Below are 16,622 nucleotides of genomic sequence, written 5' to 3'. Positions count from 1 at the left end.
AAACGGGGCTGTTACTCCTCTAGCAGCAAATACAGCGCAAGGATTGTCATCGCGATGCCTGCCAAAACGCCCAAGGGCGGCACGCCACGCCCTAGGGCGATTTCCCACAAAATCACCCATGACGGGGTAAGGTATGTATAGGCCATGACCTTGGCCGAGGGCAGGCGCAGGGATGCGTATTGCATCAGAACAAAGGTGATGGCGCTGGAGGCAATGGCCACATAGGCTAGCGTGATCCAAACGATTGGCGGCAAGCCCACCCAATCGGTGGCAAGGATGGCTGGCCACGCCCACAGCGCAAGGATGATCGTCCCCGCAACCATTGTCCAAAAGCTAAAGACGAGGGCGGATTCGCCCTTGTTCAATTTGCGCACCATCGGAGTATAGAGCGCGTGGCTGACGCAGCCCCAGAAATAAATCATCTCACCCCGACCGATGTGAAAGCCCATCAGCGCCTGCCAATCGGCGCGAAAGATAACCCAAGCCGCCCCAGCTGCCCCAATGGACAGCGCAAGCGCCATGCGCGGGGTAGTGATTTGGCGCAGTACCAACCAGCCAAAACCGGCAGCCAGCAGCGGGGTCAGGGTGAAAACGGCGGCGGTCGACACAGGGGCTGCGGTTTTCAGCCCTTCGAACATCAGCACAAAATAGACCGCGAGTAACCCGCCCAACACCAGATAGCGCCACGGGGCCGCCAAGGCGCTGCGTTTGAATCCTGTCGTCGCCAGCGCCGCCGTACCGACGAGGATGGCGGCAAAGACAAAGCGCAGTGTGGTCAGGGCTGCGGGGTCAACAAATGGCGCGGCCATTGAGCCTAGCGAAAACGAACCCGCGACCAAGGCCGAGAAGGCCAGCATCGCGATGTGGCCGCCCAAATTGGCGTGGCGGAATGCGCCTAAAGGGTTTGCCATTCGGCGGCGGCCTTTTTTATGTGGGTCAGCAGGCGCTGTACCTTTAGCGTGCGGTGCAGATCGACATGGGTCACCAGCCAAAGATTGGCCGACCATTCGGGGCGCGGCGGGAAAACCTCGATCAAATCGGGGAATTGCTGTGCCGCCACGCGCGACATAAACCCAAGACCTGCGCCAGCACAGATCGCATCGTAAAGCGGTGCAGGCTCTGTCGCGCGATAGCTTAGCGCCTCAACTGGGACCAGATTACGCAGCCAAAGGCTAAAGGGCGCGCGGCTTTCGATATCGTCATTCACGACAAAACGGTGCTGGGCCAAATCGGCATCGGTTTGTGGCAACCCATGGGCCGCAGCATAGCTGGGCGCGGCGTAAAGCGCGTGCTTCATGGTCAAAAAAGGCTGGACAACATAATCGGGTTCAGACGGGGCCGAGCCTGCGCGAATGGCGACATGGGCCTCGCCATAGTCTAGCCGGAACAGGCGTTGGCCGGTTAGAAAACGTAAGGTTATGTTGGGGTATTCTTGCTGGAATTGCATAAGGACGTCAGACAATTGACGGCTGATGTCGGCGATGGCGGTGATGACTAATTCGCCCGTCACGGTTTGGCCATGGTCTTTGATTCGGTTGGACAGTTGAATGAACTGGTCTTCGGCGGATTGGGCAACCGCCAATAAATCGCGCCCCGCCTCGGTGGCGGTATAGCCGCGCGCGTGGCGTTGAAACAGCTTTTCGCCAAGGCGTTTTTCCAAGCTGTCGATATGGCGGATCACGGTGGCGTGGTGAACGCCCAGCACCTCGGCGGCGCTGGAAACGGTGCCCATGCGGGCCACCTGAAACGCTGTTCTGATTTCGTCCCAGTTGTCCATGCGAGGGCCTTTGTGTTGTAGCGTGACCTGTAGCCTATTGCATCGGCGCCCAAGCTAAAAGTCGCTATTGGTACAGACTGGCGGCTTTTGGCGCGGTTTGAACCCGTGAACATGGGCTGTGCGACTTGACTCTGGCGCTGCCTCGGCCTATCAGCCCAGTAATTCCCCGGAAGTGAGTTGCTTCCGGTCCCTTGGCTTTTGCCGGGATCGCCATCTGTCAGCGCGTTGCGCCCACAGGTGCCGCCTTGCATTGGTTTTTTCGTCGCCGGTTCTTATATCGGCCTTTTGTAACAGCCCTAGGAGGCAGCCCATGTTCGAGAATTTATCAGAACGCCTTGGCGGTGTCTTTGATCGGCTGACCAAGCAAGGCGCGCTGACCGAGGCCGATGTTGAAACCGCCCTGCGCGAAGTGCGGGTTGCACTGCTGGAGGCCGATGTTTCATTGGCCGTAGCGCGCGATTTTGTGAAAAAGGTTGCCGCCAAAGCAGCAGGCCAACAGGTTACCAAATCGGTAACGCCGGGCCAGCAGGTTGTGAAAATCGTCCATGATGAGCTGATTAAGGTTCTGGCGGGCGATGATGAACCCGAAGCGCTGAAGATTGATAACCCGCCTGCGACGATCTTGATGGTCGGTCTGCAAGGCTCAGGTAAAACGACCACCACCGCGAAATTGGCCAAACGGCTGAAAGAGCGGATGGGAAAGCGTGTTCTGCTTGCCTCGCTTGATACAAACCGCCCTGCCGCGATGGAGCAGCTGGCGATTTTGGCCGTACAGGTCGGCGTGGATAGCCTGCCGATAGTAAAAGGCGAATCTGCGGTGCAGATTGCCAAGCGCGCCAAGATCCAAGCCTCGATGGGCGGCTATGATGTGGTGTTCCTTGATACCGCTGGCCGTTTGCACATTGACCAAGTGTTGATGGACGAAATCCAAGCGGTGCGCGATATTGCCCAGCCACGCGAAACGCTGTTGGTGGTTGATGGTTTGACCGGCCAAGATGCGGTGAACGTAGCGACCGAGTTTGACGGCAAGGTTGGCATTTCTGGCGTCGTTCTGACGCGGATGGATGGCGACGGGCGCGGCGGTGCGGCGCTGTCTATGCGGGCTGTAACCGGCAAGCCTATTCGTTTCGTCGGTCTTGGCGAAAAGATGGACGCGCTGGAGACGTTTGAGGCCGAGCGTGTTGCTGGCCGTATCCTTGGCATGGGCGACATCGTGGCGCTGGTGGAAAAGGCGCAGGAAACCTTTGAGGCCGAAGCTGCCGAGCGTATGGCCAAGCGCTTTGCCAAAGGGTTGTTCAACATGAACGACCTGAAAGGCCAGCTTGAGCAGATGATGAAAATGGGCGGCATGCAGGGCCTGATGGGCATGATGCCGGGCATGGGCAAGATGGCGAAACAGGCCGAAGCGGCAGGTTTTGACGATACCATGCTGAAACGCCAGATCGCGTTGATCAACTCGATGACCAAGCGTGAGCGCGCCAACCCCGATTTGCTTGCTGCATCCCGCAAAAAGCGGATTGCAGCGGGGGCGGGGCTTGAAGTGCAAGAATTGAACCGTTTGCTGAAACAGCACAAGCAAATGGCCGATATGATGAAGAAAATGGGCAAAGGTGGCGGCATGAAGGCAGCCATCAAGCAGATGATGGGCGGCAAGGGTATGCCCGATCCGTCGAAAATGACGCCAGAGCAAATGGAAGAAGCCGCGCGCGGAATGAAGCAAGGGCTTGGTATGGGCCGGGGCGGCTTTCCGGGTATGGGCGGTGGGATGTCACTGCCGCCGGGCTTGTCTGGCATGATGAAGAAAAAATGACGATGAGCCCCGATTTTCCTCCGAAAAATCAGCCTGCCCTTGTGATTCAGATCTGGCGTGATTTTTCGGCGGAAAATCGGGGTGGCTTGACGGAGAGACAGCCATGACGACTGAGGCCACCCGCGCGCAGGCGCTACTGAAAGAGCACCGTGACAGCATTGACCGGCTGGACGCGATTTTGGTCTATACGCTGGCCGAGCGGTTCAAACAGACCCAAGCCGTGGGGAAGTTGAAGGCAATGCACGAGTTGCCAGCCTCTGACCCAAGCCGCGAGGCGCGCCAGATTGAGCGTTTGGAGTGGCTGTCAAAAGAAGCCGACCTTGACCCTGAATTTGCCAAGAAATTCCTGACCTTCATCATTTCCGAAGTGATCAGGCATCACGAGATACTACAGAAATAACCGAAATTCGGTGCGCGACTGCACACCTTACACCCAACCCTAAGGAGACTATGTTATGTCGATGAAAATCCGTCTTGCCCGTGGTGGTTCTAAAAAGCGCCCTCACTATGCGATCGTTGCAACTGACAGCCGTATGCCACGCGATGGCCGTTTCTTGGAAAAACTGGGCACATATAACCCACTTTTGGCCAAAGATTCCGAAGAGCGCGTGAAAATGGATCTGGAGCGCGTTCAGTACTGGTTGGGCCAAGGCGCACAGCCTACCGACCGTGTTGCACGTTTCTTGGAAGCTGCTGGCGTGCGTGAAAAGAAAGTCCGCAACAACCCGAAAGCGGCTGTTCCTGGCAAGCGTATGGCTGAATTGACAGCGAAAAAAGCGGCTCGTTCGGCTGCACCAGCAGAAGCTGACGCTGAATAATCGGTCTGGCCCATGTAAGGTAACCCCATGCAAGGCCAGTATGATCAGGCCTTTCAGGCCGAGTTACGCGATTTGATGCGCTGGCGGCGCGATGTGCGCCGCTTTCGCACAGATCCGGTAGAGGCAGCGGTTTTAGACCGCTGCCTCTCTGCGTTCTCACTGGCGCCTTCGGTCGGGCTGTCCGAACCGTGGCGGGTGATTATGGTGGAAAGCGATTCTGCGCGCGCCGCCGCTTTGGCCAACTTTGAGGCCGAGAATACCGAGGCTTTGGCAGGCTATGGCACGGAAAAGGCCAAGATTTATGCTGGGTTAAAGCTGTCGGGAATGCGCGAGTCGCCGGTGCAACTGGCGGTGTTCAGCGACGATGGCACCGACAAAGGCGCAGGGCTTGGGGCGCAGTCAATGCCCGAGACGCGCGCATATTCGGTCGTGGGGGCGATCACCTTGTTTTGGTTGGCCGCCCGCGCCGAAGGCTTGGGGATTGGTTGGGTGTCGATCATTGACCCTATTAAATTGGCGCGCGATTTGGATGTTCCATCCGAGTGGCGGCTGATAGGGTATTTATGCGTTGGCTGGCCCGAAATTGAGACGAAAACCCCTGAATTAGAAACCGCAGGCTGGGAAAAACGCAGCCCTGCTTTGTTTGTGGAGCGCCGCTGATGGCCAAACCTGACCCCAATAACCAACTGTGCGTCGGCGCGATTACCGGCTCTTTCGGGGTGCGCGGTGAAGTGCGGCTAAAAAGCTTTTGCGCCGAGCCGACGGCGCTTGCGGAATACGGCCCTCTCTATACCGAAGACGGTAGCCGCAGTTTCAACGTCACGCTGACGCGGCCCGTTGCGGGTGGTTTGGGCGCGCGGCTAACAGGTATTGCGACCAAAGAAGAAGCCGATGCCTTGCGCGGCACCAGCCTGTTTGTGTCACGCGACAAGCTGCCAAGCCTGCCAGATGACGAGTTTTACCACGCCGACCTGATCGGGTTAGAGGCGCGCGATACGGGCGGTGTTTTGCTGGGGACGGTGACGGCGGTGCACAACCACGGCGCGGGGGATTTGTTGGAAATCGGCGGGGGGGGCAAGCCGTCGGTTTTGCTGTCCTTTACGATGGCCACCGTGCCCACCGTCGATCTTGCGGCGGGGCGTGTCGTGATCAACCTGCCCGAAGAGCTGGACTAACCAGTTATCAGGGTCAAGGCAAAAAATGGTGCCAAACAAATCGCGGTTGATGGCCATGCAGGGGCATCCCGCAATTGCCGTGTTGCAAGCCGAGGTGGCATCACAGGGCCCGCCGTTGTCAAAGGGTCTGCGTTCCCCCTTTCCGTTGGGGCGCAGACGGGCTAAACACCGAATATGACACAAGATGACACGCCCCCCCCAAAGCAAAAATCGCATGGCCGCATTTCGGTGCAGGCGAACCTGAAACCACGCGACCTGATGGCCGATGTGCGGGTTGCAGGCGCGTGGCGGGCCAAAATTATCACGCTGTTTCCCGATGCCTTTCCGGGCATTTTGGGCCTGTCGCTGACGGGCAAGGCGCTGGACCTTGGGCTCTGGGCGCTGGAAACGATTGATCTGCGGGGCTTTGGCCTTGGCAAGCATAAGAATGTCGATGACACGCCTGCGGGTGGCGGCGCGGGCATGGTTTTGCGCGCCGATGTCGTGGGTGCCGCGCTGGACGAGGCAGCCATCGGCACGCCGGATCGCACGGAATGGCCAGTGATTTACCTGTCACCCCGCGGCAAACCCTTTGACCAAGCGATGGCGCGGCGATTCGCAGCAGCCAAGGGTATGACCATGCTCTGCGGCCGGTTTGAAGGCGTGGACGAGCGCGTTCTGCATCATTACGGCGTCGAAGAGGTGTCTTTGGGCGATTTTGTCCTGACTGGCGGCGAGATTGCTGCAACGGCCTTGCTTGATGCAACTGTGCGGCTTATACCCCGCGTGCTTGGGAATCAAACGTCCACCGAAGAGGAAAGCTTTTCGGACGGGCTTTTGGAATTTCCACAGTTTACTAAACCTGCCGTTTGGAACGGGCTTGAGATACCGGAAGTACTTCAATCCGGCCATCACGGGAACATATCCGACTGGCGGCAGGCAATGGCCGAAAGGCTGACCAAAGAACGCAGGCCTGATCTCTGGCGGGCTTACTGTGCATCGCACGGTAGGGACTCGGTTGAAGACCAAGAGCAATGAGGCAGCATCAATTTCGCGGGAAAACCGTGAGCAACTGAAAGGACCAGGTATGAACCTGCTCGCAAAGCTCGAGGCGGAACAGATCGCCGCCCTCGGCAAAGTTATTCCGGACTTTAAAGCCGGTGATACGATCAAAGTCGGTTACAAAGTAACCGAAGGCACGCGTTCGCGTGTACAGAATTATGAGGGCGTTTGCATCTCTCGCCGTGGCGGCGCCACTTTGGCAGCCTCTTTCACTGTTCGGAAAATTTCCTTCGGTGAAGGCGTAGAACGTGTGTTCCCGCTCTATTCCACCAACATCGACAGCATTGAAGTAGTCCGTCGTGGCCGCGTTCGTCGCGCCAAGCTGTACTACCTGCGCGATCGTCGCGGTAAGTCTGCCCGCATCGTGGAAGACACCAATTACAAAGCGCCTAAGGCATAAGGAGCGGACCGATGAGAGATGGAATCCACCCCGACTATCACAAGATCGACGTCAAAATGACGGACGGTACGGTGTTTCAAACGCGCACCACTTGGGGCAAAGAAGGCGACCAAATGGCGCTGGACATCGACCCACTGGCGCACCCAGCTTGGACTGGCGGCAACTCGCGTCTGATGGACACCGGTGGCCGTGTGACCAAGTTCAAAAACAAATACGCTGGCTTGGGCTTCTAAGACCCGCCACGGTGTTACGGAATACGCCGTCCCTTTGGGGCGGCGTTTTTCGTTTAAGACCGGTCCATTGCAGGCTGGACCCTTGGGGCGAAAGTTTGGGTTTTACGGCGCCAGCACCGCACAGGCCCAAACGCTTCTGGCACGGTAGGGCAGGTTTTGCATGGCATAGCCTTGGTCCGGGCAGGGGCCAAGATTGATCTATTGGTCGCAGTCTTCGCATAAGGTTTGAATATTCCCGAAAAGGGCTTCACCTTTGCACGCCACATTGTCATTAGAGAGAGCAATTCGCCCCTATGGCAAGGCAGGTTTATTATGGCGCACATCATCGTTGTCGGGAATGAAAAGGGCGGGTCGGGTAAATCGACCACCTCTATGCACGTGGGCACGGCTTTGGTGCGCATGGGGCACCGCGTGGGCGCGCTTGATCTTGATCTGCGGCAGCGTAGTTTTGGCCGCTATATTGAGAATCGCTTGGCGTATCTGGAACGGGCAGGCCTTGAGTTGCCAACGCCGGATTATCGCACCCTGCCAGAAATTGCGCCAGAAACGCTTACCGAGGGCGAAAACCCTTATGATGCGCGTTTGTCGGCTGCGGTGACCGCGCTAGAGGCGGTGTCGGATTTCATCATCATCGATTGCCCCGGTTCGCACACGCGGCTTAGTCAGGTTGCGCACAGCCTTGCGGATACGTTGATTACGCCGCTGAACGACAGTTTTATCGATTTTGACCTGTTGGCGCGGATTGATGCCGAAACGGGCAAGGTGACTGGCCCATCGATCTATTCGGAAATGGTGTGGCAGGCGCGGCAGTTGCGGGCGCAGGCCGGGCTAAAGCCGATTGACTGGTTGGTGGTGCGCAACCGTTTGGGCGCGCAGCAGATGCACAACAAGAAAAAGGTCGGTGCGGCGCTAGAGGATCTGTCGCGTCGTATCGGTTTTCGTGTGGCCCCCGGCTTTTCCGAACGGGTTATCTTTCGGGAATTGTTCCCGCGCGGTCTGACCCTGCTGGATTTGAAAGATACAGGCGTGGACCAGCTGAACATGTCTAACCTTGCCGCCCGCCAAGAGCTGCGTGACCTGATGGCCGAGCTTAAGCTGCCCGGCGTGACGATTGATTTCTGAACAAGACCAAGCTGGGCAAATGCGCCACGCGATTGCGGTCTAACCGCAACAGGCGGTTTGCAAAGCAATCGCCCGTTAGGGCTTCGCGGCGAAGACGGTCAATCGTAAGGTTGCGAGATGTTGTCATGGGGCAGGTTCCTTTGTTTGGCTGCAGTTACTTTGCGCTGAAATGGGGCGCAACTGCGGCTGCAATAGGCTGCGGATTGGCACAATAGATTGGTTTTGATGCAAACCAGTTGATGCCTGTGCGGGGCGGGGGGCGTTTGCCTAGCCCGCCGGATCAGGCTCGCCCAGATCGGCGACCAAAAACCGTTCAAACGCATCAAGATCAACCGGTTCGAACTGTCCAAACCCTTGCATCCAAACCGAGGCGGCGCGTAGCGCGTCGGGTTCCAGTTTGCACCATTTCACCCGACCGCGTTTCTCCTGACTGATCAGGCCCGCATCGGCCAGCACTTGCAGATGTTTTGAAATCGCTGCCAAGGATGTGGTAAAAGGGGCGGCCACATCCGTTACAGCCATATCATCCTCGAGCAGCATTGACAGGATCAAGCGGCGCGTAGGGTCGGCGAGGGCGGCGAAGGTGGTATCAAGTGGATGTGCCATGTTTGGTTTGTGCATTGGGCCAGCGCAATCGTCAACCAAATGGTTGAATAAGCGAAATCGCACGGATTTGTGATTTTCGCCGGGCGGCGCCGAATTTTTCGCGGGCCGCATTTTTAATAACTATTTATTTCAATAGCTTACATGTCGGCATGATTGCTTGACTCGGGGCCTGTGGCTGCGTAGTTAAAGCGCAACTGTTTGAGGGACATCTTTGTGATGACGGAAGAACCCGATGCTGCGCGGCTCAAGGCCCTAGAGGCCCGTATCGCGCATGTTAAGGGGAGGCCGCAAAAGGTGAAAGCCGAGAACGGCGGGGCATTTTCGCAGGGCGAAATGGCTTGGAGGATGGTGATCGAATTGGTATCCGGCTTATTGCTGGGGCTGTCGATCGGGTTTGGGTTGGACTATGTGTTCGGCACGCGACCAATCTTTCTGGTCATCTTTGTGCTGCTTGGCTTTGTGGCGGGTGTGCGGACCATGTTACGGACTGCGCACACCATGACGCCAGCGTATGACAAAACAAACGGGGGCAGGACCCCTGATAACGACGAGGGCAACGATGTCTGAAGAAGCAAGCACAGGGTTCGCCATCCATCCGATGGACCAGTTTATCGTCAAGCCATTGTTTGGCGGCGACTATATCGCTTGGTACACTGTGACCAATGTGACGTTGTGGATGGCTATTGCTGTCGCGGTTATTGCGGCCCTGCTGATTCTTGGCACACGTCGCCGCGCTATCGTGCCATCGCGCAGCCAGTCGGTTGCCGAGCTGCTGTACGGCTTTATCTACAATATGGTTGAAGAAGTGACGGGCCATGAAGGGATTAAGTATTTCCCCTATGTCATGACGCTGTTCCTGTTCATCCTGTTTTCGAATCTTTTGGGCCTGCTGCCAACGGCCTTTACAACCACTAGCCATGTTGCGGTGACCGTAACGCTGGCGCTGTTGGTCTTCGTTGGTGTGACCGTTCTTGGGTTTGTTAAAAATGGCATCGGGTTCCTGAGCATGTTCTGGGTGTCTTCTGCACCCCTGATCATCCGCCCGATCTTGGCCTTGATCGAAGTTATCTCTTACTTCGTACGCCCGGTTTCCCACTCCATTCGTTTGGCGGGCAACCTGATGGCTGGCCACGCTGTTATCAAAGTTATCGCAGGCTTTGCGACGCTCGCAGTAGCATCGCCTGTAATTGTCGGCGCAGTAACGGCCCTCTACGGGTTGGAACTGCTGGTGGCCTGCGTACAGGCCTACGTCTTTACAATCCTGACCTGTGTGTATTTGCGCGACGCTGTCGGCGGCTCGCATCACTAAGGTCTTTCAACCAACCAACCAATCTACAATTCCATAAGGAGCAAAAGCTATGGAAGGCGATATCGCAGAAATGGGTAAATACATCGGTGCAGGTCTGGCCGCTTTCGGTCTTGGCGGCGCTGGTATCGGCGTGGGCAACATTGCAGGGAACTTCCTTGCAGGCGCACTGCGTAACCCTTCGGCAGCTGCAAGCCAGACTGCAAACCTTTTCGTCGGCATTGCGTTCGCCGAAGCACTTGGGATCTTCTCGTTCCTGATCGCTCTGCTGTTGATGTTCGCAGTCTGATCCAAAGTTTCTGAACTTTTGGCCGGGGGGGCATGATGCCTGCCCGGCCAAGTCTTTGAGATGCTGGAGAAAAGACATGGCGACTGAAGCGCATGACGCTGCAGCAACCCACGCCGCCGCTGGCCATGATGCCGGTGCTGCTGTTGGTATGCCGCAGCTTGATATTTCGACCTGGCCAAACCAGATTTTCTGGCTTTTGGTCACGCTGGTCGCGATTTACTTTATTCTGACGCGGGTCGCTTTGCCCCGTATCAGTGCTGTTTTGGCCGAACGCCGTGGCACGATCACCAATGATCTGGCCGCAGCCGAAGAGCTGAAGCAAAAAGCGACCGAAGCTGAAACCGCCTACAACAAAGCTCTGGCAACAGCGCGTGTTGAGGCTGGCAAAATCGTCGCCGCGGCCCGTGCGGATATTGATGTTGATCTTGCCAAGGCAACTGCCAAAGCGGATGCTGATATTGATGCAAAAGCAGCGGTTTCTGAAAAGCGGATCAATGAAATTCGGGCAGGAGCGCTGGAAAGCGTGACTGAAGTGGCAAACGAAGCCGCCAAAGAACTGGTTGCAGTTCTGGGTGGTAAAGCAGATGCACGCTCGATCACAGCGGCGGTTTCCGCCCGTTTGAAAGGATAACGCCATGAAAAAGCTATTCCTTTTGGCAACTGTTGCAGCAAGTCCTGCGATCGCGGCAACGGGTCCGTTCTTCTCGTTGGGCAATACGAACTTTATCGTATCGATCGCCTTTATCCTGTTCGTGGCTGTGTTGCTGAAGTTTGGCGTGCCTGGCATGTTGACCGGAATGCTGGACAAGCGCGCCGAGCAGATCAAAGCTGATCTGGACGAAGCCCGTGCTTTGCGCGAAGAAGCTAAGGCTGTTTTGGCCAGCTACGAGCGCAAAAAGAAAGAAGTGCAGGAGCAGGCTGATCGTATCGTCGCCTCGGCCAAAGAAGAGGCAAATGCTGCGGCCGAACAGGCCAAGGTTGATTTGGCGAACTCTATCGCACGCCGTTTGGCTGCGGCAGAAGAGCGTATTGCTTCGGCTGAAGCCAGTGCTGTGCGCGCGGTGCGTGATCAGGCTGTGGCAATTGCGGTTGCAGTTGCTGGTGAAGTTCTTGCCAAGCAATCGACGGCAGAGACTGCTGCTGCCTCAATCGATGCAGCGATTGCACAAGTCGGTGCAAAGATGCACTAAGTGCGATTCTTGAAAACGTTAAAAAAACCCGGCCTCAGTGCCGGGTTTTTTGTTTTTTGAAAGCTTTAGCGCGATAGTTCATGTTCAAAACGTTGGCGGGCAATAGCCTCGTTTTTACTGGCTTTTAGCTGGTCGCTTAGGGCCTCTTCGACATAATCCAAATGGGCGTTCACCGCCAAGCGTGCGGCGGCAGGGTCACGGGCTTGCAGGCCTGCATTGATGGCGCGATGCTGGTCCAGCAAATCCGCTCGGGTGGTCTTATTTCGAAACATGACTTGCCGGTTGTAGAAAACGCCTTGCTTTAACAGGTCATACATCGACCGCATCATATGCAGCATGATGACGTTATGGCTGGCTTCAATGATCGCCATGTGAAAAGCGGCGTCCAGCTCTGCCTCATCTGTCGAGGCGCGTTTTCCATGGGCGGCTTCCATCTTGGCAAGAATTGTACCGATCACCTTTAGGTCGGTGTCAGACCCAAGTTTTGCGGCGCGTTCGGCGGCCAGCCCTTCCATGTCGCGGCGAAAAGCGAGGTAGTCGAACACCGATTCTTCGTGTTGCGAAAACAGGTTTATCAAGGCGGGCGAAAAGGCCGAGCCGAGCACCTCGGCGACAAAGACCCCAGAGCCGGGGCGGCTGTCCAACAGCCCGCGGTCTTGCAAATCGGCAATTGCATCGCGCAGGCTGGGGCGCGAAACGCCCATACGTTCGGACAGCTCGCGCTCTGACGGCAGCCGGTCGCCGGGGCGCAAGACACCGCGCAATATCAACTGTTCAATCTGCCGGATAACAGCAGAGGACAGCTTTTCGGCTTGGACAGGTTCAAAGGGCATTGGCGTCTCCAGTCGGCATTGGTCAAATTCTATGACCAGACTAGACAAGTCTCAATGCTTAAATATGGGCTGGCAGTGGCCATAAAAAACGCATGAAAAAAGGGCGAGGAGATACCCGCCCTTTGTCTTAAATGTCCCGCAAACCTTAGTTTGGACGAATAACGATCTCGACCCGACGGTTTTGCGCACGGCCTGCTTCGGACAGGTTCGAGGCAACAGGTTGGTCTTCGCCACGGCCAATTGCGATGATCCGGCCACCCGGTACGCCATTTGCCTGCAAAACCGAGGCGACAGATTGCGCACGGCGTTGCGACAGGTTTTGGTTATAGGCAGCCGAGCCGGTATTATCGGTATGGCCCAGAACCTGAACGGTGGTGTTGGGATAGTTCAACAAGCTGCGGGCAACGGCCTGCAAATCTTGGGTCAGATCGCCGCGCAACGTGGCGCTGTCGGTGGCGAACAGGATATCTTGCGGCAGGTTCACAATCAGTTCGGAACCGGTGTTCGTAATCGACACGCGGTCATTGCCAATGGAATTGCGCAGCTCGGCGGCTTGTGCGTCAAGGCTTGACCCGATCGCGCCACCGATTGCGGCACCGATCCCAGCGCCAACCACGGTTTTCAGCAGCTTGTCATCGCCTTTGGATGTCGCGCCAAGTGCGCCACCAAGCAATGCGCCGGTCAAGGCACCAGTATTTTGGCGGCGGTTGTCTTCGGTGGTCGTAACGCAGCCGGCCAGTGTGAATGCGCCCAGCGTGAGCAGGGTAAGCGGTGTTTTCAAAATCATCTCAAAGCCTCATATTATTGGCCCCTGCAGTGGGAGCCACTCTTCATACACCCGAATTCAAAGGGCTGCACCATTTCAAGCGGGGCCTTAGGCGGAATTTGGCCAATCAGCGGGCAGAGAGGGTCGTTTCGTGATCGGCCCGCGCGCCTTCCCATGCCAAAAGCGCCCGTTTGACCGGCAGGCCCCAATGGTAGCCGCCCAATGCGCCCGATTTGCGCAAGGCGCGGTGACAGGGGATCAGCCAGCTGACGGGGTTGCGGCCGACAGCCGTGCCAACGGCCCGCACCGCGCGAGGATTGCCAATGGCGTCGGCTATTTCGGAATAGGTCGTGACATGGCCTGAAGGAATGCGCAGCAACGCCTCCCACACCTTTATCTGAAACGGCGCGCCGATCATGTAAAGTGGGGCTTTGTCAGCCGTTGCGGTGGCGCCAAAGGCGGTTTGAACCCAAGGGCGCAGCATATCGGCATTTTGCACGAACTGTGCTTTGGGCCAGCGTGAGGTAAGGTCTAGCATCGCCGCTGCCTCATCCGTCTCGGAAACAAAGCCTATGCCACAGATGCCTTTTTCGGTGCCCATCACAAGGGCTTGGCCAAAGGGGCTGTCAAACCAGCCCCAGCGGATGGTCAGACCCGCGCCGCCATTGGCATAGTCGCCGGGGCTCATCGCCTCCCAACGCAGGAACAGATCATGCAGGCGGCCCGTGCCCGATAGGTTGGTGGCAAGGCTGGTTTCCAGCACGGTAAAGCGTTCGGCCAGCAGGCGGCGGGCATGGTCCAGCGTCAGATATTGCTGATAGCGTTTTGGCGATACGCCAACCCATTGTGAGAACAGGCGCTGGAAATGGGCGGAGCTCATGCCGATGGTCTGTGCCAGTTGATCCAGTGACAAGGGCTGCTCTTGGGCGTCAATCGCATCAATCGCGCGGCGCATGACATGGAAATGATAGCTGTCGCTTAGGTCGCTGGGCATGACCGCCTCCTTATTAGGGTTCAGATTAGCGGGGCAGGGTGGCAAATGCGACCCGTTTCCTGCGCAAATCCGCGGGCCAGCCTTGCAGGCGCTGTGCAATTTGGGCATAGGTTTGGATATGGTAAAACAGCTAGATTATCACCACATGCACGACATTTTCACCCGGTTTCAGGCGATTGAGCCGGAACCGAAGGGGGAGCTGTTTCACACCAATGCCTATACCCTGTTGGTTGCGGTGGCGCTTTCGGCGCAGGCAACTGATGTGGGCGTGAACAAGGCCACGCGGCCGCTGTTTGCCCATGTTGATACGCCGCAAAAGATGGTTGATCTGGGGCTTGCGGGCCTGACCGAGGCGATCAAGACTATCGGGCTGTTTAACACCAAGGCCAAGAATGTGATGAAAATGGCCGAGATTTTGGTGGCAGAGTACGGCGGCGAGGTGCCATCGAGCCGTGCCGCGCTGCAATCTTTGCCCGGAGTCGGGCGTAAAACGGCGAATGTGGTGCTGAACATGTGGTTTCACATGCCCGCGCAGGCCGTTGATACTCATATTTTCCGTATCGGCAACCGGACGGGCATTTGCCCCGGCAAAGACGTCGATGCTGTCGAGCGCGCGATTGAGGATAACATTCCCGCCGAATTTCAACAGCATGCGCATCACTGGCTTATCTTGCACGGCCGGTATATCTGTGTTGCGCGCAAACCCAAATGCGGGATCTGCCCGATCCGCGATCTCTGCCCTTATGAGGATAAAACGATATGAAAAAGTTTCAGGTGGTCGGCATCGGTAACGCCATGGTTGATGTGTTGTCCCACGCCGATGATGCATTTTTGGAAGAAAACGGCATTGGTAAGGGCATCATGCAGTTGATCGATATGAGCCGCGCGGTCGAGCTGTACGGCTGCATCGGGCCAGCCAAGGAAATCTCGGGCGGGTCGGCGGCCAATACAATTGCGGGCATCGCGCATTTGGGCGGGCGCACGGCCTATGTCGGCAAAGTCAAAGACGATCAGTTGGGCGCGATTTTTGCCCACGACCTGCGCGCGCAGGGGGCCGTGTATGAGACCAAGATGGCGCCCAAGGATGGCGGCCATGAAACCGGACGCTGTATCGTGATTGTGACGCCGGATGGTGAACGGTCGATGAACACCTATCTGGGCTGGTCCGAGTTTTTGACGCCAGCCGATATTGATGCCGATCAGATGGCCAACGCTGAATGGATTTACCTTGAAGGCTACCGCTTTGACGGGCCGGAAAGCCATCAAGCCTTTGCCGATGCGATTGAGGCCTGCAAGGGCGCAGGCGGGCGCGTTTCCATCACACTGTCGGATGCGTTTTGCATTGACCGCCACCGCGCGGCGTTTCGCAAGATGATTGTGGAAGATGTGGATCTGTTGTTCGCCAACCGCGCCGAGATTTTGTCGATGTATCAGACCGATGACTATGATGCGGCTTTGCAGGCGGCGGCCGAGGATGTGGCGATTGTTGCCTGCACCGATGGCGCCAATGGCGCGCATGTTTTGGCGGATGGGCAGCACTGGCATGTGCCTGCGATTCCCACCAAGATCGTGGATGCAACCGGTGCCGGCGATTTGTTCGCAGGCGCGTTCTTGTGGGCGATCACCAATGGGCAGGGGTTTGAGACGGCGGCGCGGATGGGCAACATCGCGGCATCAGAAGTGATTAGCCATATTGGCGCGCGGCCAGAGGCGGATTTGATGAAATTGTTTGCCGAGCACGGTGTGATCTGAGGCGGGTGCGTCAGGCTTCAAGCCCCTTTGGGGCCATCAGCCTGACGCTGCTGTCGCCGAGTGTTGCAGCGACACGTCTCTATTTTTGGGGGCTGGCGTCGATTGGTTGGGTGTTTAGGTATTTGAGCCAAGATGAATGGCGAAGGTTAGTGCTTTTGTTTTCTTTGGTATGAGTGATGTGTTCGCGTTTTAAGGTTTTGTCCTGGGCCAAGCTAGGGCTAGCTGACACTGAAAATGTTGGGGTGATAGTTTGATCTGTGCCCTTTCCCAAGGGCGCGCGGAGTAATCTTGGCCGCCTGTGCTGTACCCATTTCAGACAGTTCATTTGCGTTTGATCTGGTTTTTTAGATCAAACGCAAATTCAACATGACCAAGCCTGTGCCTGTCTTGGTGCCCAAATGCCCTCTTCAAAGCGGGGGACAACCCGCTTTAATCGAGTTATTGTCAAATCTGGTGTTTGAGGCTTGTCGGTCATGCGGCGATCTGGTCTGGGGTTGTGGCTTCAATTCC

General features: G+C 56.9%; 22 protein-coding genes. 16 read left to right on the top strand and 6 right to left on the bottom strand.

Annotated features, from left to right (window positions below):
* Positions 1 to 11 precede the first annotated feature (11 nt).
* Together ACEN2J_RS09380 and ACEN2J_RS09375 are read right to left on the bottom strand one after the other, a co-directional pair.
* Entirely contained in the window at positions 12 to 911 is a 900-nt protein-coding gene (locus ACEN2J_RS09380; protein ID WP_442105263.1) for a DMT family transporter, read from the bottom strand.
* The gene (locus ACEN2J_RS09375; RefSeq protein WP_442105261.1) at positions 896 to 1,777 is read right to left on the bottom strand and encodes a LysR family transcriptional regulator; all 882 of its coding nucleotides are present in this window, start codon (positions 1,775 to 1,777) and stop codon (positions 896 to 898) included. The genes ACEN2J_RS09380 and ACEN2J_RS09375 overlap by 16 nt, the downstream gene beginning before the upstream one ends.
* A gap of 310 nt (positions 1,778 to 2,087) precedes the next feature.
* Here ACEN2J_RS09375 and ffh point away from each other — a divergent pair, with 310 nt between their 5' ends.
* From ffh to ACEN2J_RS09330, 9 genes are all read left to right on the top strand, one after another.
* Positions 2,088 to 3,587, top strand: a complete 1,500-nt coding sequence (ffh, locus tag ACEN2J_RS09370) for a signal recognition particle protein (RefSeq protein ID WP_442105260.1) — start codon at positions 2,088 to 2,090, stop codon at positions 3,585 to 3,587.
* A gap of 103 nt (positions 3,588 to 3,690) precedes the next feature.
* Positions 3,691 to 3,987 carry a chorismate mutase gene (locus tag ACEN2J_RS09365; RefSeq protein WP_442105258.1) on the top strand — a complete coding sequence of 99 codons (297 nt, stop codon included), beginning with the start codon at positions 3,691 to 3,693 and terminating at the stop codon, positions 3,985 to 3,987.
* A 55-nt stretch (positions 3,988 to 4,042) separates the two neighbouring features.
* The gene (rpsP, locus tag ACEN2J_RS09360) at positions 4,043 to 4,405 is read left to right on the top strand and encodes a 30S ribosomal protein S16 (protein WP_442105257.1); all 363 of its coding nucleotides are present in this window, start codon (positions 4,043 to 4,045) and stop codon (positions 4,403 to 4,405) included.
* Positions 4,406 to 4,432: 27 nt separating this feature from the next.
* A complete protein-coding gene (bluB, locus tag ACEN2J_RS09355; protein ID WP_442105256.1) occupies positions 4,433 to 5,065 on the top strand; it encodes a 5,6-dimethylbenzimidazole synthase in 633 nt (210 codons plus the stop codon).
* A complete protein-coding gene (rimM, locus tag ACEN2J_RS09350; RefSeq protein WP_442105254.1) occupies positions 5,065 to 5,580 on the top strand; it encodes a ribosome maturation factor RimM in 516 nt (171 codons plus the stop codon). The genes bluB and rimM overlap by 1 nt, the downstream gene beginning before the upstream one ends.
* A 174-nt stretch (positions 5,581 to 5,754) precedes the next feature.
* A complete protein-coding gene (gene trmD / locus ACEN2J_RS09345; RefSeq protein ID WP_442105252.1) occupies positions 5,755 to 6,597 on the top strand; it encodes a tRNA (guanosine(37)-N1)-methyltransferase TrmD in 843 nt (280 codons plus the stop codon).
* A gap of 49 nt (positions 6,598 to 6,646) precedes the next feature.
* A complete protein-coding gene (gene rplS, locus ACEN2J_RS09340; RefSeq protein ID WP_442105251.1) occupies positions 6,647 to 7,021 on the top strand; it encodes a 50S ribosomal protein L19 in 375 nt (124 codons plus the stop codon).
* 11 nt (positions 7,022 to 7,032) lie between these two features.
* Positions 7,033 to 7,254: a 50S ribosomal protein L31 gene (gene rpmE, locus ACEN2J_RS09335; protein WP_442105250.1), complete on the top strand. Its 222-nt coding sequence runs from the start codon at positions 7,033 to 7,035 to the stop codon at positions 7,252 to 7,254.
* 312 nt (positions 7,255 to 7,566) lie between these two features.
* Positions 7,567 to 8,376 carry a division plane positioning ATPase MipZ gene (locus ACEN2J_RS09330; RefSeq protein WP_442105248.1) on the top strand — a complete coding sequence of 270 codons (810 nt, stop codon included), beginning with the start codon at positions 7,567 to 7,569 and terminating at the stop codon, positions 8,374 to 8,376.
* Positions 8,377 to 8,643: 267 nt separating this feature from the next.
* On the opposite strand, the gene ACEN2J_RS09325 is transcribed toward ACEN2J_RS09330, so the two are convergent.
* Entirely contained in the window at positions 8,644 to 8,982 is a 339-nt protein-coding gene (locus tag ACEN2J_RS09325; RefSeq protein ID WP_442105247.1) for an ArsR/SmtB family transcription factor, read from the bottom strand.
* A gap of 216 nt (positions 8,983 to 9,198) precedes the next feature.
* On the opposite strand from ACEN2J_RS09325, the gene ACEN2J_RS09320 reads away from it, so the two are divergent.
* The 5 genes from ACEN2J_RS09320 (at position 9,199) to ACEN2J_RS09300 (ending at position 11,767) form a co-directional block, all read left to right on the top strand.
* Positions 9,199 to 9,549, top strand: coding sequence for an AtpZ/AtpI family protein (locus ACEN2J_RS09320; RefSeq protein WP_442105245.1), 351 nt, complete (start codon positions 9,199 to 9,201; stop codon positions 9,547 to 9,549).
* Positions 9,542 to 10,291, top strand: a complete 750-nt coding sequence (locus ACEN2J_RS09315; protein WP_442105243.1) for a F0F1 ATP synthase subunit A — start codon at positions 9,542 to 9,544, stop codon at positions 10,289 to 10,291. Before ACEN2J_RS09320 ends, ACEN2J_RS09315 begins: the two co-directional genes overlap by 8 nt.
* A gap of 49 nt (positions 10,292 to 10,340) precedes the next feature.
* Positions 10,341 to 10,577 carry a F0F1 ATP synthase subunit C gene (locus ACEN2J_RS09310; protein ID WP_022703988.1) on the top strand — a complete coding sequence of 79 codons (237 nt, stop codon included), beginning with the start codon at positions 10,341 to 10,343 and terminating at the stop codon, positions 10,575 to 10,577.
* Between the two features lie 76 nt (positions 10,578 to 10,653).
* Positions 10,654 to 11,208, top strand: a complete 555-nt coding sequence (locus ACEN2J_RS09305) for a F0F1 ATP synthase subunit B' (protein WP_442105241.1) — start codon at positions 10,654 to 10,656, stop codon at positions 11,206 to 11,208.
* 4 nt (positions 11,209 to 11,212) lie between these two features.
* Positions 11,213 to 11,767, top strand: coding sequence for a F0F1 ATP synthase subunit B (locus tag ACEN2J_RS09300; protein ID WP_442105239.1), 555 nt, complete (start codon positions 11,213 to 11,215; stop codon positions 11,765 to 11,767).
* Between the two features lie 65 nt (positions 11,768 to 11,832).
* Here the strand turns inward: ACEN2J_RS09300 and ACEN2J_RS09295 are convergent, their stop codons facing one another.
* The 3 genes from ACEN2J_RS09295 to ACEN2J_RS09285 form a co-directional block, all read right to left on the bottom strand.
* Positions 11,833 to 12,600, bottom strand: coding sequence for a FadR/GntR family transcriptional regulator (locus tag ACEN2J_RS09295; RefSeq protein WP_442105237.1), 768 nt, complete (start codon positions 12,598 to 12,600; stop codon positions 11,833 to 11,835).
* 145 nt (positions 12,601 to 12,745) lie between these two features.
* Positions 12,746 to 13,387, bottom strand: a complete 642-nt coding sequence (locus ACEN2J_RS09290) for an OmpA family protein (RefSeq protein WP_442105235.1) — start codon at positions 13,385 to 13,387, stop codon at positions 12,746 to 12,748.
* 106 nt (positions 13,388 to 13,493) lie between these two features.
* On the bottom strand, positions 13,494 to 14,360 hold the full coding sequence (locus ACEN2J_RS09285) for a methylated-DNA--[protein]-cysteine S-methyltransferase (protein WP_442105233.1): 867 nt from the start codon (positions 14,358 to 14,360) through the stop codon (positions 13,494 to 13,496).
* A gap of 118 nt (positions 14,361 to 14,478) precedes the next feature.
* Between ACEN2J_RS09285 and nth the strand changes: the two genes are divergently transcribed.
* Positions 14,479 to 15,123 carry an endonuclease III gene (gene nth, locus ACEN2J_RS09280; RefSeq protein WP_442105439.1) on the top strand — a complete coding sequence of 215 codons (645 nt, stop codon included), beginning with the start codon at positions 14,479 to 14,481 and terminating at the stop codon, positions 15,121 to 15,123.
* Positions 15,120 to 16,112: an adenosine kinase gene (locus ACEN2J_RS09275; RefSeq protein WP_442105231.1), complete on the top strand. Its 993-nt coding sequence runs from the start codon at positions 15,120 to 15,122 to the stop codon at positions 16,110 to 16,112. The genes nth and ACEN2J_RS09275 overlap by 4 nt, the downstream gene beginning before the upstream one ends.
* Positions 16,113 to 16,622 lie beyond the last annotated feature (510 nt).

Origin of the sequence: Pseudorhodobacter sp. W20_MBD10_FR17, from assembly GCF_052119765.1 — a bacterium.
In the GTDB taxonomy this organism is placed as follows: Bacteria; Pseudomonadota; Alphaproteobacteria; order Rhodobacterales; family Rhodobacteraceae; genus Pseudorhodobacter.
Note: the sequence above shows the minus strand (reverse complement) of the source record. Positions and strands in the feature narration are given on the sequence as shown.